We start from the raw sequence: 16,060 nt of genomic DNA on the forward strand, positions 1-16,060 counted from the left end.
GTCTATTAAGTATTACAGCATGAGGAAAGGAATAACCAGTATGAAAAGTTACTAGCAAGTCTATGTGTAAGCTTAATATGAGTCATTATACAGTTTAGCATTTCTAATGCAAGTGATAAAAAATAGAGAGAAAGACAGGAAAGGAGATGTATCAGTTACGCGGCTAAACGAAAAGAAATTGACGCTTACAAGGATGTAGAAAAAAGATAAGACACTATTTATAACTGAATGGTGGTTTCTAATATATAGGGAACGTATTTATTTACTAAGTATTAGTGAGGAGTTCCGGAAGAATTATATGGAGGATTTATGAAAAAACAAAAAGAAAAGAAGCAGCAGACATATATATCTATTCGATTAAATATAATGTTCCTTTGCATATTTCTACTGTTTTCAGCTATTATTATGCAGCTAGGAAAAGTACAAATCGTTGAGGGAGAGGCTTATAAGAACCAAGTGGAAAGCAGTCAAAATGAAACAACTAGTATACCAGTTCCACGTGGACAAATCCTAGATCGAGAAGGAAAAGCAGTCGTTAATAATAAATCTCTTCGCACAATTACGTATACAAGGGTGAAGGGGATTACGAGTGAAGATATTTTAAAAACAGCAAAAGACTTGGCGAAAGTACTTGAAATGCCCGAACAAGATATAAATAAGTTAACCGAAATCGATAAAAAAGATTTCTGGATGCAGTTGAATAAGAAACGCGCGGAGACAAAGGTTACTAAAAAAGATATAGAAAAGTTTAAAGAAAAGGGAATAGAGGGAAAAGAGTTAGATAAAAAAATTGATGACTTAAGACGAAGTCGCGTTACAGAAGTAGAATTGGCAGAATTAACAGCACAAGATTTAAAGGTGTTAGCTATTAAAAGCAAAATGAATGCAGGTTATCAATTGACACCACAAATTATCAAAAAAGACGTAACAGATGAAGAGTATGCGCGGATAAGTGAAAAGCTTGAGGAGTTTCCGGGAGTAGATGCAACGGTTGATTGGGAACGTAATTATGTAAATGGTAATTTATTTCGTTCCGTGTTAGGTAATATTACAAGCAGTGAAGAAGGATTACCGAAAGAAAACTTAGATTCTTATTTGGTACGTGGATATAACCGTAATGATCGTGTAGGAAAAAGTTATATTGAACAACGATATGAAGATGCATTACACGGTACAAAAGAAGAAGTGAAAAACATAACTGATAAATCCGGAAATATTGTTAGCACAGAAATAATCTCTAAAGGAAAAAGTGGTAATAGTTTAACATTGACGATTGATATGGAATTACAAAAAAAAGTGGAAGAAAGTATAGAGAAAAACTTGAGAGCTTTTAAGAGTTCAGAGCCACTGTTGGACCGAGCTTTTGTCGTCATGACGAATCCAAATAATGGACAGATTTTATCTATGGCAGGCAAAAAGATTGTAGAAAAAGAAGGGAAAATAGAGATTGAGGATTTGGCTTTAGGTAACATGACAACTTCGTATGAGCTAGGGTCAGCTGTAAAAGGTGCTACTTTATTAACTGGATATGAGACAGGGGCAATACATCCAGGAGATCAATTTTATGACGCGCCTATGAAATTTAAAGGTACACAAGCTAAGAAATCATGGAATGTATCTGGATTTGGTAATATTAATGATTTAAGAGCTTTACAAGTATCTTCGAATGTATACATGTTCCAAACGGCCTTACAAATCGCAGGGGTTAATTACGTACCAAATGGTACGTTGGATATTAAACAAGAAGCATTTGATACGATGCGCTATTATTTTAAACAATTTGGTTTAGGTGTCCCAACAGGTATTGATTTACCGAATGAAATAACCGGACAAACGAGAACGGTAGATAGTCAACCTGGGTTTTTACTAGATTTTTCTATCGGTCAGTATGATACGTATACGCCATTGCAATTGGCACAATATATTTCAACGATTGCGAATGGCGGTTATAGAATGCAACCTCAAATTGTACAAGAAATACGAGAACAATCAATAAAAGAAGAAGAGGTTGGCAAAGTTATACGCTCTATAGAGCCTGTCGTATTAAATCGAGTTGATATGAAGACAGAACATATTGATCGGATAAAAGAGGGGTTTAGATGGGTATTCCAAGAAGGTGATGGAACTGGCGTGAAACATTTCAAAAATGCTCCATATAAACCAGCAGGAAAGACAGGGACAGCTCAAACTGTATATGGAGGAGATGATCCAATTGGTAGAAATGCAAAAGGAGAACGTATGGAATGTTACAATTTAACATTAGTTGGATATGCTCCATATGATAATCCAGAAGTAGCATTTTCTATAGTAGTCCCATGGCTTCATGATGATAAAAGTGGAATTAATTCTATAATTGGAAAGGAAGTTTTAGATGTATACTTTGATTTAAAAAAGCAACGTATACATGGTGAAGCTACTAATACAGATAGTTCTAAGCAAAATTAGAGTACTTTTCTCAGGGAAGAGACCCTGTTTATATAAAGCCATTTATAAGTAAAAAAATGAAATGTGAAATAAGAGATAGCGGCGATCATAGCTACTATCTCTTATTTGTTAATAACTCCCATACTAGCTATAAATTTTTTTCGGTTTATGGAACAAATTTGGTTCCGTGATTGTCTATTATGTGTACGTATAAAAAGGTGCTGAAAATTTGAAAGGAATGATGATTTTGAAAAACAAGAGGATGCTAAAAATAGGAATGTGCGTTGGTATATTAGGTTTAAGTGTTACAAGTCTAGAAACTTTTACAGGAGGGGCATTGCAAGTTGAAGCGAAGGAAAAGACTGGACAAGTGAAACATAAAAATCAGGCGACGCATAAAGAGTTCTCTCAACTTGAGAAAAAATTTGATGCTCGATTAGGTGTATATGCGATTGATACTGGTACAAATCAAACAATCTCTTATCGACATAACGAAAGATTTGCCTTCGCATCAACCTACAAGGCTTTAGCGGCAGGAGTATTACTACAGCAAAACTCAATTGATACATTAAATGAAGTCATTAAATTTACGAAAGAAGACATAGTTGAATATTCACCTGTTACAGAGAAACATGTAGATACTGGAATGACACTAGGAGAAATTGCTGAGGCTGCTGTTCGTTCAAGTGATAATACTGCAGGGAACATTTTATTTAATAAAATAGGCGGACCTAAAGGATATGAAAAAGCGCTTAGACAGATCGGGGATCGGGTTACTATGTCTGATCGCTTTGAAACAGAATTAAACGAAGCTATTCCAGGAGACATTCGTGACACTAGTACAGCGAAAGCAATTGCTACGAATCTTAAAGCTTTTACAGTCGGAAATGCGCTTCCAGATCATAAACGTAAACTTCTTACAGAGTGGATGAAAGGAAATGCTACAGGAGACAAACTTATTCGTGCAGGCATGCCAACTGATTGGATAGTTGGGGATAAATCAGGAGCTGGAAGTTACGGGACACGAAATGATATTGCTATCGTATGGCCACCAAATAGAGCACCTATTATCATCGCAATTTTATCTAGTAAAGATGAGAAAGAGGCTACCTATGATAATCAACTAATTGCAGAGGCAACTGAAGTGATAGTTAAGTCTCTTAAATGATAATTCCTCAATTCTTTATGTAACGTAATTGAAAATATGAACCTAGAAAGCGATTCTTTTTCATGTGAAAAGAATCGCTTTTTTGTATTCCTAGAATGAATAGTAAGTATATAAGCAAAAATTATTATTTCATGGATAATTTATCCCCTAAAGTGCATGAGGGGAGTTTTCTCCTGTGATGTTCGTAGTAACAAAAATATTATTTATACGATAATAATATTTTTGGCGTATGTATGCTAGTTACTCCTAGATGGATATGTAATTTTACATATCCATCTAAAAGACACATATGCGTCAATCACTATTAAATTATATTAAAATCATTTTCGGATGAGGGATTCATATAGGTTTTAGGGAATAAAAGGATTTTTATGTTTAATTATCATAGTATAATTATTTCACTTTATGAAATGAAATTTGGATTTAACTTTTTTAAATATAATATTTTATAATTTGAACAATAAATATCTGAAAAATCAAATTTAATAAAAGCGATTTTCTGGTTTACTTATGAAAAACATAGTGTTTAAAATGAGGGGGAAGTAAGGTCCTTATATTCTTTCAAAAATAAATAAAAAACGAGATGTAATTACTTTTTTGAAAAAATCTCAATCCTCAAGTATGTGTGAAGAAATCCTAACGTTATGTTGTACAACATTTACGATTAAAACTGTAAAAAACAATAGTGAAGAGGTGTACGGAATGAAGAATAAAATTATGACAGGATTTTTAATAACATCAATCGTTACTGGAGCGACTATTCCTATCAATACTCTCGCAACGCCAACCGTTCAGGCAGAAACGAAACAAGAAAATATAGATATTTCCTCAGCATTACGAAAAATAGGTGCACACTCCAAATTAACACAAACCGTTATAGATGGAGCCTTAGCAAATCCGAATGTGCAACTTGAAGAAGTTCCATCTTTAAATACAACTCAATTTCTAATTAAACAAGATATGAAAGAGTGGTCATCAGAACTATATCCAAAATTAATTCTACTAAATTCAAAAAGTAAAGGATTTGCAACCAAATTTAATAGCTATTATCCAACATTAAAAGGATTTGTAGATAATAAGGAAGATAAAGAAGGGTTTTTAGATAGACTGGAAGTTCTTCAAGATATGACTATAACAAACCAAGAAAACGTGCAACGTCAGATTAATGAGTTAACAGATCTTAAACTACAGGTAGATAAGAAACTGAAAAATCTTGATACAGATGTGGTAAAAGCACAAAGTGTACTTAGTTCAGAGGGAACAGGAAAAATAGACAAATTAAAAAATGAAATGCTAAATACCAAAAAATCAATTCAAAATGATTTACAGCAAATAGCATTATTACCAGGAGCTTTAAATGAACAAGGGCTAAAGGTATTCCAAGAAATTTATAGTCTATCAAAAGATATCATTGAACCGGCTGCTCAAACCGCAGTAGTGGCGTATAACAAAGGAAAAGAAATAAACAATGCTATTGTAGAAGCAGAGAAGAAAGCAGAGCAGGAAGCAACAGAAAAGGGAAAATCAGCTATAGAAATTGAAGCTGCAAAAAAAGAAGCACGTGAAGCGATAGAGAAAAGTAAAAAAGGTGAAATTGCTGCAGCTGCAGTTACAAAAACGAAAGAGTATGATCTTATGAAAGTGATTGATCCCGAAAAAATTAAAAAAACATATAGTACCTTTGCCGAAATTAATAAACTAACAGCAGAGCAAAGAGCATATTTAAATGATTTAGAGAAACAAAATCAGAAATTATATGAATTAACAACTAAATTAACAGTAGCAGATTTACAAAAATCAATGATTCTTTTCATGCAAAATGATTTGCATACATTTGCTAATCAAGTAGATGGGGAAATTGAGCTAATGAAACGTTATAAAGAGGATTTGAATTTAATAAGTAATAGTATTACAAAATTATCGACTGAAGTTGATACTAATAACACTCAGTCTCAAAAAGATACATTAAGACGACTAAAAAATGTAACAAATCAACTCGAAGAACAAGTTTATAAATTTTAATATTAAGAAATTAAATTTAATAAAAAATTATAATGCAACTGAAAATAAGGAGGAGAATCAAATAATGAAATTTCCATTTAAGGTCATAACTTTGGCCACGTTAGCAACGGTTATAACTGCTACGAATGGTAGTACTATTCATGCACTTGCACAAGAACAGACAGCACAAGAACAGAAAATAGAAAATTATGCGTTAGGACCTGAAGGGTTAAAGAAAGTGTTGGCTGAAACAGGCTCTCATATTCTTGTAATGGATTTGTACGCAAAAACAATGATTAAGCAACCGAATGTAAATTTATCCAACATTGAATTAGGTTCAGGAGGGGGAGAATTAATCAAAAACATTCACCTGAATCAGGAACTGTCACGAATCAATGCAAATTACTGGTTAGATACAGCGAAGCCAAACATTCAAAAGACAGCACGTAATATTGTAAATTATGATGAACAATTTCAAAATTATTACGACACACTAGTAGATACTGTAAAAAAGAAAGATAAGGCAGGCCTCAAAGAAGGAATAGGGGATTTAATCGGTACAATTCATACAAATTCAAATGAAGTTACGGAAGTTATTAAGATGTTAGAAGCTTTTAAAACAAAGTTGTATACAAATACTGTAGATTTTAAAAATAATGTTGGAGGTCCAGATGGACAGGGGGGATTAACGGCTATATTAGCGGGAAAACAAGCGTTAGTCCCACAACTTCAGGCCGAAATTGAGAATTTACGTTCTACGCAGAAAGCACATTTTGATAATGTATTAGCCTGGTCAATTGGTGGTGGATTAGGAGCAGCTATTTTAGTTATTGGAACGATTGCAGGAGCGGTAGTAATTGTTGTGACTGGTGGCACAGCGACACCAGCTGTTGTTGGTGGTCTAGCAGCTCTAGGGGCAGCTGGTATTGGTTTAGGAACAGCAGCTGGTGTTGAGGCATCGAATCATATGAACTCCTATAATGAAATTTCGAATAAAATTGGAGAATTAAGTATGAAAGCGGATCTAGCTAACCAAGCAGTTATTTCACTTACTAATACAAAAGACACTTTAACATATTTGTATCAAACAGTTGATCAAGCAATTATGTCTCTAACAAGTATTCAGCAACAATGGAATACAATGGGAGCAAATTATAAAGATTTATATGATAATATCGATCAAATGCAAGAACATAAACTTTCGTTAATACCTGATGATTTAAAGGCTGCAAAACAAAGTTGGAATGATATTCATAAGGATGCAGAATTCATTTCAAAAGACATTGCATTTAAACAAGAAAAAACAAACTAAAAATATATATGTATAGGAGGAATTAAAGTGAATAATAATTTTCCATATAAACTACTTGCTGTATCGACGTTTTTAACTCTGACAACAACCACTGTAGTTTCTCCAGTAGCAGCTTTTGCAAGTGAAAGTAAAATAGAACAAACGAGTGCTGAAGATATATCTCTTTCTGTAAACAGCGAAAAGATGAAAAAGGCTTTGCAAGATGCTGGGATATTTGCAAAATCCATGAATGATTACTCTTATTTGTTAATTAATAATCCAGATGTTAACTTTGAAGGAATTGATATTAAAGGATATACAAATCTACCTAGACAAATTCTACAAGATCAAAAGAATGCTAGAGAGCATGCTTCAAAATGGGATTCACACATAAAAAAACAACTTTTAGATACACTGACGGGGATTGTAGAGTATGATACTAAATTCGACAATTATTACGATACATTAGTAGAAGCGATTAATGAAGGAGATGCAGATACATTAAAAGAAGGCATTACAGATTTACAAGGTGAGATTAAACAAAATCAAGCATATACACAGAATTTAATACAAGAACTAGCTAAGTTAAGAGATAGTATTGGAGAAGATGTTCGAGCATTTGGAGGTCATAAATATATCTTGCAATCGATTTTAAAAAACCAAGCATCTGGAATAGATGAAGATGAAAAACGCCTAAATGATGTTTTAGAGCAAGTAAGACATTTTAAACAAGTAGAATCAGATGGAATAATAACTGTATCAGTTCCTTCAATCCCTACATGGATTGCTGGCGGTATTATGATAGGGGTAGCAAGAGATAATTTAGGTACGTTAGAGCCGTTGTTAGCACAATTACGTCAGACTATAGACTATAAAGTAACGTTAAACCGCGTAGTTGGTGTTGCGTATAATAATATTAATGAAATGCACGATGCAATTGGATCCGCTATTAATGCTCTTACCTATATGTCTGCACAATGGCATGATTTAGATTCTCAATATTCAGGAGTGCTTAGTCATATTGACAAAGCGTCCCAAAAAGCAGATCAAAATAAATTTAAATTCTTAAAACCAAATCTGAATGCAGCGAAAGACAGTTGGAAAACATTAAAAGCAGATGCGTTTACATTAAAAGAAGGTATAAAAACATTAAAAATGGATCCTGTTTCTTCAAAAAAATAGGGGAATACGGTTTTTGTTTCAATGGCATTTATACAGTCATAAAATGATTTTTTGTTCTTTATAAATTGAAAAGACAGAGGTGTAATTGGGCCTCTGTCTTCTATTTTTATTGAAATATTTCTTAGTGTAGTGAAGGCTCTTACATTAAGAGTAAATAAATATATGTATAACTCTATCCTATATGTAAAAAGTAGTTATACAAGTTTAAACTTTTAAGGTAAATGATTTTTATGAATTTTTCCATAAATAATAATCTATGATTAGTAAGCTTTATATTCTTATTTTACTAATTGAATACTTTTATACAATTAGATGGAAGTTAACAATACTGAATCAAAACATAATAGGTTGTTATTGATGAGTTTATCGCAAAGTTGTTATTTTATGTGTCATCAAATAACATTTATAAACAATTAGAAATAAAGAAAAGGAGATTAGTATGAGAAAAAATAGAGTATTAGATACAACATAAATAGCGTAAATAATTTTTGGTGTAAAAAAATAATAAATAAAATAATAATCCTTACATGCACTAAGGAAAAATGAGGGAGATAATATGGGGAATAATTCAAAATATAAAACTAGAAAAATACTTGCAGCTACTGCTACAGTAACTATGCTTGCGACTGGAATGATTTCTTCATCGGATGTCTTTGCAGAGGAAAGGCAGCAGCAAAAAAAAATATCAACATCACTGCAAGAAGAAAAATCAGTTAAATTAGAAAATAGAACATATACAGTCCCAGGAAAAGGGGATGTTGAGGCACTAAAACAACAGGAAAGAAAAAGTATGGCATTTAGCCCATATGAACCAACTGGTTTATATGCAAAGCCAAATGAACAAATAACGATAAATGTAGAAGGAAATCAAAATATTCAAGCATACATTGGAACGTATTCGTATGATGCTTCTTGGAGAGAAGATTCTAAAATAAAATCATTTACATTAAAACCTGGTATAAACACAATCCAATCTCCAAATGGGGGGATGATTTATTTTTATAATAAACAACAAGGTGGCACTATTCGAACAACAGTCACAACAGGTGGAACGACTACTCCTTTCTTTGAACTAGGCAAGCATACGAAACAAGATTTAATAAACATGCTGGACCAATATCCAAATGCACATGCAGTGGAGTTAAAAGGAGAACGTGTATTAATTACGGCCAGCCCGGCACGTGTTAAGAAATATTTGTTAGGTTCTAATACAGATCCTGTACAACTCTTAAAAAAGATGGATGAAGCTACTCGAATTCAAGACAAAGTGGCTGGATTATCTGAAGAACAAGTAGATAAACATTATATTCATTACGTAGAAGAAAATCATTCTCCTGATTATTATATGTATGCAACTTCTTATCGAACCGCATATGTAGGAGACGCAATCCAATACGTGTTAGATATTAATAAATTTATAAAAGATGGTTGGGGTCCATGGCATGAGGCAGGGCATTTGAGACAGCAATCACCTTGGAAGTTTTATAATATGACAGAAGTACAAAATAATATTTACAGCCTTTCTGTAGAAAAAGCATTTACATCTAATCAACCTTTTAGATTACAACAAGAGGGTGCTTATACTAAGGCATTTCAATACTTAGAACAATCTAATAAAAATTATGATGAAATTAGTGATGCTTTTGTTAAGCTTGTTATGCTTTGGCAACTACAGTTAGCATATGGAGAGGATTTCTATCCTAAATTGCATCAATTGTATAGAGACATGCCTTCAAATGAACTTCCACAAACTGATGAAACTAAAAAACAATTATTTATGATTTCAGCATCAAAAGTAGCTAAACAAAATTTGATTCCTTTCTTTGAGAAGTGGGGATTACGTCCAAATAACGATACCATTCAAAAAGTGACTGCATTAGGATATCCAGTTTTAACAGCAGAAATTTGGAAGGGTACGGATTCTAATCCAATTAAACCAGATATGCCTAATGGAATTAATATTTTAGAAGGAAAACAGTTTGCATGGTCACTAAAAGGAATTAGTGATTTCGAGTTTGCTAAAATCAATTTCAATAAGTCGACAGAAGAAATGCAAGTTGACTTAAAAACAGGCGTACCACATCATTATTTTAATGAAACATATGCGAGTATTAAAGTACAAAATGCATCAGGGAAAGTAGTATACAAGAAAGACATTTATGGAAACAAACAACAAAGTGCTGAATCGCAAAAAGTCCCAGTCAAAATAGGAGATTATATTGAGTTAACACATCTAGAAGGTGTGCATAGAGCTACTCTCATAAATGTAGATAATAGTAAACAAGAGAGCTTTGGAAAAAAAGCAATGTATGAAGTTACAAAAGAGGGCTTGAAAAAAGTAGAAAAAATGCCAGAAGTAACAATTTTAGATGGAAATCAATTTGCATGGTCACTAAAAGGAATTAGTGATTTGGAGTTTGCTAAAATCAATTTTAATAAGTCGACAGAAGAAATGCAAGTTGACTTAAAAGCAGGCATACCGCATCATTATTTTAATGAAACATATGCGAGTATTAAAGTACAAAATGCAACAGGAAAAGTAGTATACAAGAAAGACATTTATGGAAACAAACAACAAAATGCTGAATCGCAAAAAGTTCCAGTCAAAGTAGGAGATTATATTGAGTTAACACATTTAGAAGGTGTGCATAGAGCTACTTTCACAAATGTAGACAACAGTAAACAAGAAAGCTTTGGAAAAAAAGTTATGTACGAAGTTACAAAAGAAGGCATGAAGAAAGTAGAAAAAATGCCAGAAACAACGGTTTTAGACGGAAATCAATTTGGTTGGTCTTTAAAAGGATATAGTGATAGAGAAATCGCAAAAGTAGATTATAATAGGGCAACTGAGAAAATGCAGGTGAAGTTAGAAGCAGGCGTACCACATTCTTACTTTAATAATACGTATGCAAGTATTAAAGTACAAAATTCATCCGGTAGTATTGTGTACAATAAGGAAATAGTGGGAAATAGACAACAAACTGCCGAAAGCCAAACCGTGCCCGTAAAAGTGGGAGATTACATTGAGTTTACCCATATAGAAGGGGAAGCAGTAAAGGAAAAGACACGCGCTACACTTATTAACCTTGAGAATAATAAACAAGAATATATAGGCAAAAAAAGAACCTATCAAGTTACTTCAACGGGATTAAACAAAATAGATTAACATGAAGAACATTTAAATTATTAGTAAGAAGCCAAATAGTCGTTCATTATGAACGGCTATTTGGCTTTTGGAGCACTTTAAGTTTAAGTGTAAGCAATAGAATAAATATAATGCTTATACTGGCATGGATGATGTTGTTATTAATTGGAGGATTATTTCCAAAAAAACGAAGTAGTACAAAGAAAACGCTAAAGTTTGAAGCTGTTTATTATAAACGAAAAGGGAATTAAACGGATAGTTGGTTTAAATAAATATAAAACTAGTTAAGTTTGGATAGATACATAGGGTAAACTGAATTTATAAGAGGAAAAATAGCTAAAAATTATGTTGGAGAATAGAGCAATGTCTAGGAGCTATAAATTTGAGAAAAAAGAAACAGAATAATAAGGTAAATGAAAGAACTTATTCATGAAATTGATGAAAATGCCTTTGTCACTGTATATGATGTTGCGGAAGTAAAAGGAGGAAACTTTAAAAAGCAAGATATCCATTAAGGGTATTAACAAAGTTAAATATTTTATACATAGTTGATTATTGAAAAAGATGAAACCCACATTTAGATAGAAATCTGATACGTAATAAGGGGGACAACAGTAAGGCATAAGGGCAGTACTTTTTGTTTTTTAATAATTGATTATTATTTTTTGTAACTTTTTATGGATATGATATCTGATAATAATTAGTTATTGATATAGAAAAGCAAGAAATTTGAAATAATCTAAGGGGATAAGTAATAAAATTTCATTGATAACAGAATAGGATATTTAAACTAACAATGATTTATTAAAGCCACATTAAACGAAAACATTATGCACAAATATGTTGATGTGTATCTATTATATCAAGGTACATAAAACAAAAACTAAGATGTTCGTACGAACTCGAAAAGCTGAAATTCCTTAATTTAGGAATTTCGGCTTTGATATTATGTCATGGAGTTACAATTGGAATGGAATCTGGCATATATACTGCACTAGAGTTAAAAGTTCTTCAGTTCCTTAAATTAGAAACTTGTACTTGAATAGGCTAGTCTAATTTCTAATGGTCCCAGTATCTTTTATTTTGACGTGTGTCTTTACATTTATTTTAGCCTCTGCTAACGCTTGCAACCAATCTCCTTTTCGTTTTTTCCACTCTTTATATTGAAAAGCTCTAGCATATAGGGATAATCCGATTGGATCAATTTTATTCTGCTGTATTTCATTCAACATATTTTGTAAATTCTTATTAATTTCTTTTTGAATAGCACTTTCTAAATTATTTATATTTTTTTTATTATCATAATGCTCCTTAATTAAATTCACATTGGTTTTTTCTATTAAAGCTACATTAGCATTTATATGGAGATTAAATACAAACTTTCCGTTTTGAAAATTAACATCCACCTTCCGTGTCGCATTTTGTACCAAGATAGAAGTGTTTGGTTTTTTGTTGGATTTTTTAGGAGGAAGCACAAGGTGTAGTATCATTCGGCCGCTATTTTTCGACTTATTTATAAGATTGAAAAATTTAACGTCTTTTTTAGGGATATGAGTTAAATATTTTCCTTGTCGATTTAAAAATGCAATGCCTACTGTGTCGATTTCATTCTTTGTTTTCTTGATAATCGGAACAGTTTGTGTCATTCCTTCTTCATTTCGTTCTCTCATTAATTGTTGAATTGTAGAAGAGACGGATTGATTATTTTGAATTGAAGATTCAATTACACCATTTATATAAGATGGCAGTGATGGTTTACTAGGCTTATGAACTTTAAAAATTTCTTCTGTAGGTCCATCTACAAGTACTACTTTAGCATTAATGGTAGCGTAAGGATCACGGTAAGAAGAATCAAGTTCCTGTAACCAATTTGATTCTTGTGCTAATTTTTTCCCAATTAAAATAATTTCAGCTTTTGAGGCTGTCATATAGCCCGTTAACTTCGTATCTATCTTACTGAATCCATTATATACAGTGGATGCCTGTGTCCAATGCTCTATAGTACTTTGTTGCTGTTTATGATGAAAGAGTGGGATGCTTGTGCCAACTTTTATGTCTCCATTAGGGGTTCTATCCAAGCCAATTAATAGGATTAATGAAACCTTCTCAAGAGGAATTCTCTGACTACAACCAATCAAATATACACAACAAATTACAATCCATATCCATTTTCGAATCAAAGTTGTTTCCTCCTAGTAACCCAAGCAAAAAGAATGCTGTAAGCGAAAAATAAGATTGGTAATAGAATAAAGAAAATGATATTTAAGATATCCATAAGAGAATATATAAATAAATATTGATCCACATTTGGATTTAGAAAAATAAATAAGCCGACTATTAATACCATAAAACCAACCAACGCCCAATTGCGAGCGTTTTTTTGAAGTGAAATGGTCACAGACTCAAAACTGAAAAATAAATATGGATATATTGTAGTGGAAAATACAATTAAATAGTAAGCGATATATATAATTTCTAATCGTTCTATGAAAGAAAAACGAACTCCTTTTAACAGATGAAATACTGGCCAAATTACGTCTTTTATCCCCTCAGGACTAAAGTATATATAAGAAAGAATAGTCACATAGAGATAGAAAAACATGGTTCCAGTATTCGCTATTAGTAGTCCCTTTATAGCTTGTTGTTTTTTTTGTAAGAACGGATATATATAATATGCAATTTCTAAGCCGGCATAAGGGGTAATGGTTTCTTTTGTTGCCTTTACAATAGGGTATAAGCCATCTTTAAAAATAGGTAGTAGATGTAAAGGAGCATACATACTCTTTAATGAAAAAAGAAGAAATAGTGGCATCCAAGTAGTGAAGAAGAAAACAAGCATAGAATAACTAGTAAGGGCCCTTAACCCACTTAGGGCTAAAATAATAAAAGGCAATAGTAATAATATGGTGATTTGATAAGCAGGAGTGGAAGGGAATATCCACACTTTTACAATATCAGTTGCCTTTAATAAAGTATTAAAGCCAGCAAAAAATAGATAAAAAGCATATAAAAGAAAAAAAATTGTCCCTAGCCATTTACCAAAGTATGTTTTTAAAATCTGTGAGAAATTTTTGTTAGGATTTTTTTGTAACATTAATATAATAAATACGCCAATTATAGAAGTAGTTATCCAACCCAGAATGATAGAAATCCAGCCATCTGTGCCAGCGGTAGTAGCAAGTGGGCTCGGCATAATTAACATACCTGAGGCTAGTTGCAGTGAATGAATGAAAACAATAAATTCAAATAAAGTTATGTTTTGGAATTTAAGATTCCCCATGCGAACCACCTTCTTTTTTCTTTTTTTGTTTCGGCTGTCCAGTACTCGAGCGGGTGGTGATCATAGAAATAGGAAATCTTACAAAGGAATCTTTTAACTCTTGGAGACGAAATGGTGCTATTGGCAATCCGTATGGTGAACCATAGGAAGTTAGTGAAACAAAATGAGCAAATAAGAGCATTAATCCACTAACAATACCTACAATGCCATAAAAGTATGCCAATAACATCATTGGAAAACGAATAAGGCGTATAGAACTTGATAAATCGTAATTAGAAACAATAAATGATGCAATGGCTGTAATAGATACGATAATAACCATAACGTTACTCACAAGACCAGCTTGAACAGCCGCCTGCCCAATTACAATTCCTCCAACGATCCCAATAGTTTGTCCAATTGGTTGTGGTAAGCGAATACCAGCTTCACGTAGCATTTCAAGTGTAATTTCCATTATAAATGCTTCCAGCAGGGGAGAAAAAGGGACTTTGACTCTTGACGTTGCAATAGAAGTGTATAAATCTAAAGGAATGATTTCAAAGTGAAAAGAGACGATAGCAATATAAATTGCGGGTAAAAAAATCGCTATAATAAAACCAGCAAATCGTAATAAACGAAAAAACGATGCAATGAGCCAATGAATATTATAATCATCGGGGGTTTGAAAAAATGCAATTAAATTCATTGGAACAATCATTGCACCAGGGGATCTATCCATTAAGACTGCTACTTTTCCATCAAGGATATGATTTGAAATCGCGTCTGGGCGTTCGCTTAAATAGGCCTGTGGAAAAGGAGTCCAATTTTGATCTTTTGTATAATTAGATAGTTCTCCAATGCTCAATACCGCATCCGTTTTAATATTACAGATTCTAGTTTCTATTTCTTGGACTACGTCTACGCTTGCTACATCACCTAAGTAAATTAAATAGACTAAAGAAGTGGCTCGTTCTCCAATCGTCAGCTTTTTGATTTTTAACTCTGTAGAAGGAATATATCGACGAATTAGGCCTATATTTTTTGTGGCATTCTCAATAAAACCATCATGTGAGCCTTTAATAGTAACTTCTGAAATCGGTTCTTGAATGGATCTCTCTGCCCAGCCTTTTGTATTTATTAGAAGTGACCGCTTTTCTCCCTCCATAAACAGTACACATTGACCCTCAAGTAATCCTTCTTTAATTTCATTCCATGTATATACTATTTTGGTATGAGTAGCAATAATATTAGAATTAAATATTTGACTGTCTTCCTTTACTTCTTGTAATAATGGTGTAACAACATTGCTTTTTAATGCGACACCATCTGTAAGGCCTTCAAAATAATATAATAAAATATTCGTTTTTGTTTTTAATTGCAAAGGATGTTCAATCAAATCTGCACTAATATCAAAGATGTTATTTAGTGTATCTTTAAGTCTTTGTAAGTTACTCGTTTGGATCTTTTCAATGGTTTTATCTGTCTTCGTTTCTAAGGTCTCTTCATTTAAGGACAAAATTGACACCTCTTTAATATATAACGATTAGTTGTATTTATTATTTTTATATGATTGAATTTTATTCACTAATT

General features: G+C 32.5%; 9 protein-coding genes and 2 pseudogenes. 7 read left to right on the forward strand and 4 right to left on the reverse strand.

Going from position 1 to position 16,060, the window contains the following annotated elements; genetic code table 11:
* Nucleotides 1–309: 309 nt before the first annotated feature.
* Together MHH42_RS12500 and bla are read left to right on the forward strand one after the other, a co-directional pair.
* Complete coding sequence (locus MHH42_RS12500; protein ID WP_070173193.1) at nucleotides 310–2,445, forward strand: peptidoglycan D,D-transpeptidase FtsI family protein; 2,136 nt, start codon at nucleotides 310–312, stop codon at nucleotides 2,443–2,445.
* A gap of 220 nt (nucleotides 2,446–2,665) precedes the next feature.
* Entirely contained in the window at nucleotides 2,666–3,592 is a 927-nt protein-coding gene (bla, locus tag MHH42_RS12505) for a class A beta-lactamase Bla1 (RefSeq protein ID WP_142307347.1), read from the forward strand.
* Between the two features lie 7 nt (nucleotides 3,593–3,599).
* On the opposite strand, the pseudogene MHH42_RS12510 reads toward bla, so the two are convergent.
* Nucleotides 3,600–3,689, reverse strand: a pseudogene (locus MHH42_RS12510) (undecaprenyl-diphosphatase); the annotation flags it as partial.
* A 605-nt stretch (nucleotides 3,690–4,294) separates the two neighbouring features.
* Between MHH42_RS12510 and hblC the strand changes: the two are divergent.
* The 5 genes and pseudogenes from hblC to MHH42_RS12535 all read left to right on the forward strand — a co-directional run.
* Nucleotides 4,295–5,614 carry a hemolysin BL lytic component L2 gene (gene hblC, locus MHH42_RS12515; protein ID WP_000791006.1) on the forward strand — a complete coding sequence of 440 codons (1,320 nt, stop codon included), beginning with the start codon at nucleotides 4,295–4,297 and terminating at the stop codon, nucleotides 5,612–5,614.
* 61 nt (nucleotides 5,615–5,675) lie between these two features.
* Nucleotides 5,676–6,905: a hemolysin BL lytic component L1 gene (gene hblD, locus MHH42_RS12520; protein WP_080119703.1), complete on the forward strand. Its 1,230-nt coding sequence runs from the start codon at nucleotides 5,676–5,678 to the stop codon at nucleotides 6,903–6,905.
* Nucleotides 6,906–6,932: 27 nt separating this feature from the next.
* Nucleotides 6,933–8,066 (forward strand): hemolysin BL binding component B, encoded by a 1,134-nt coding sequence (gene hblA / locus MHH42_RS12525; protein WP_001063465.1) that lies wholly within the window; start codon nucleotides 6,933–6,935, stop codon nucleotides 8,064–8,066.
* A gap of 556 nt (nucleotides 8,067–8,622) precedes the next feature.
* On the forward strand, nucleotides 8,623–11,232 hold the full coding sequence (locus MHH42_RS12530) for a putative mucin/carbohydrate-binding domain-containing protein (protein WP_070173194.1): 2,610 nt from the start codon (nucleotides 8,623–8,625) through the stop codon (nucleotides 11,230–11,232).
* 392 nt (nucleotides 11,233–11,624) lie between these two features.
* Nucleotides 11,625–11,726: pseudogene (locus MHH42_RS12535) on the forward strand (DUF2179 domain-containing protein); the annotation flags it as partial.
* A 537-nt stretch (nucleotides 11,727–12,263) separates the two neighbouring features.
* Here MHH42_RS12535 and MHH42_RS12540 read toward each other — a convergent pair.
* The 3 genes from MHH42_RS12540 to MHH42_RS12550 are packed head-to-tail and all read right to left on the reverse strand — an operon-like array spanning nucleotide 12,264 to nucleotide 15,986.
* On the reverse strand, nucleotides 12,264–13,391 hold the full coding sequence (locus MHH42_RS12540; RefSeq protein ID WP_000619989.1) for a Ger(x)C family spore germination protein: 1,128 nt from the start codon (nucleotides 13,389–13,391) through the stop codon (nucleotides 12,264–12,266).
* Nucleotides 13,388–14,491 carry a GerAB/ArcD/ProY family transporter gene (locus MHH42_RS12545; RefSeq protein ID WP_000527375.1) on the reverse strand — a complete coding sequence of 368 codons (1,104 nt, stop codon included), beginning with the start codon at nucleotides 14,489–14,491 and terminating at the stop codon, nucleotides 13,388–13,390. Before MHH42_RS12545 ends, MHH42_RS12540 begins: the two co-directional genes overlap by 4 nt.
* Nucleotides 14,478–15,986, reverse strand: coding sequence for a spore germination protein (locus MHH42_RS12550; protein WP_000055710.1), 1,509 nt, complete (start codon nucleotides 15,984–15,986; stop codon nucleotides 14,478–14,480). The genes MHH42_RS12545 and MHH42_RS12550 overlap by 14 nt, the downstream gene beginning before the upstream one ends.
* Nucleotides 15,987–16,060: the final 74 nt, after the last annotated feature.

The sequence above is a fragment of the Bacillus sp. FSL L8-0099 genome (assembly GCF_038006385.1).
Lineage (GTDB): Bacteria > Bacillota > Bacilli > Bacillales > Bacillaceae_G > Bacillus_A > Bacillus_A toyonensis.

Coding starts and splice junctions, on each gene's coding strand:
- MHH42_RS12500 (WP_070173193.1), top strand. CDS start 310: ATGAAAAAACAAAAAGAAAAGAAGCAGCAGACATATATATCTATTCGA.
- bla (WP_142307347.1), top strand. CDS start 2,666: ATGATTTTGAAAAACAAGAGGATGCTAAAAATAGGAATGTGCGTTGGT.
- hblC (WP_000791006.1), top strand. CDS start 4,295: ATGAAGAATAAAATTATGACAGGATTTTTAATAACATCAATCGTTACT.
- MHH42_RS12530 (WP_070173194.1), top strand. CDS start 8,623: ATGGGGAATAATTCAAAATATAAAACTAGAAAAATACTTGCAGCTACT.
- MHH42_RS12545 (WP_000527375.1), bottom strand. CDS start 14,491: ATGGGGAATCTTAAATTCCAAAACATAACTTTATTTGAATTTATTGTT.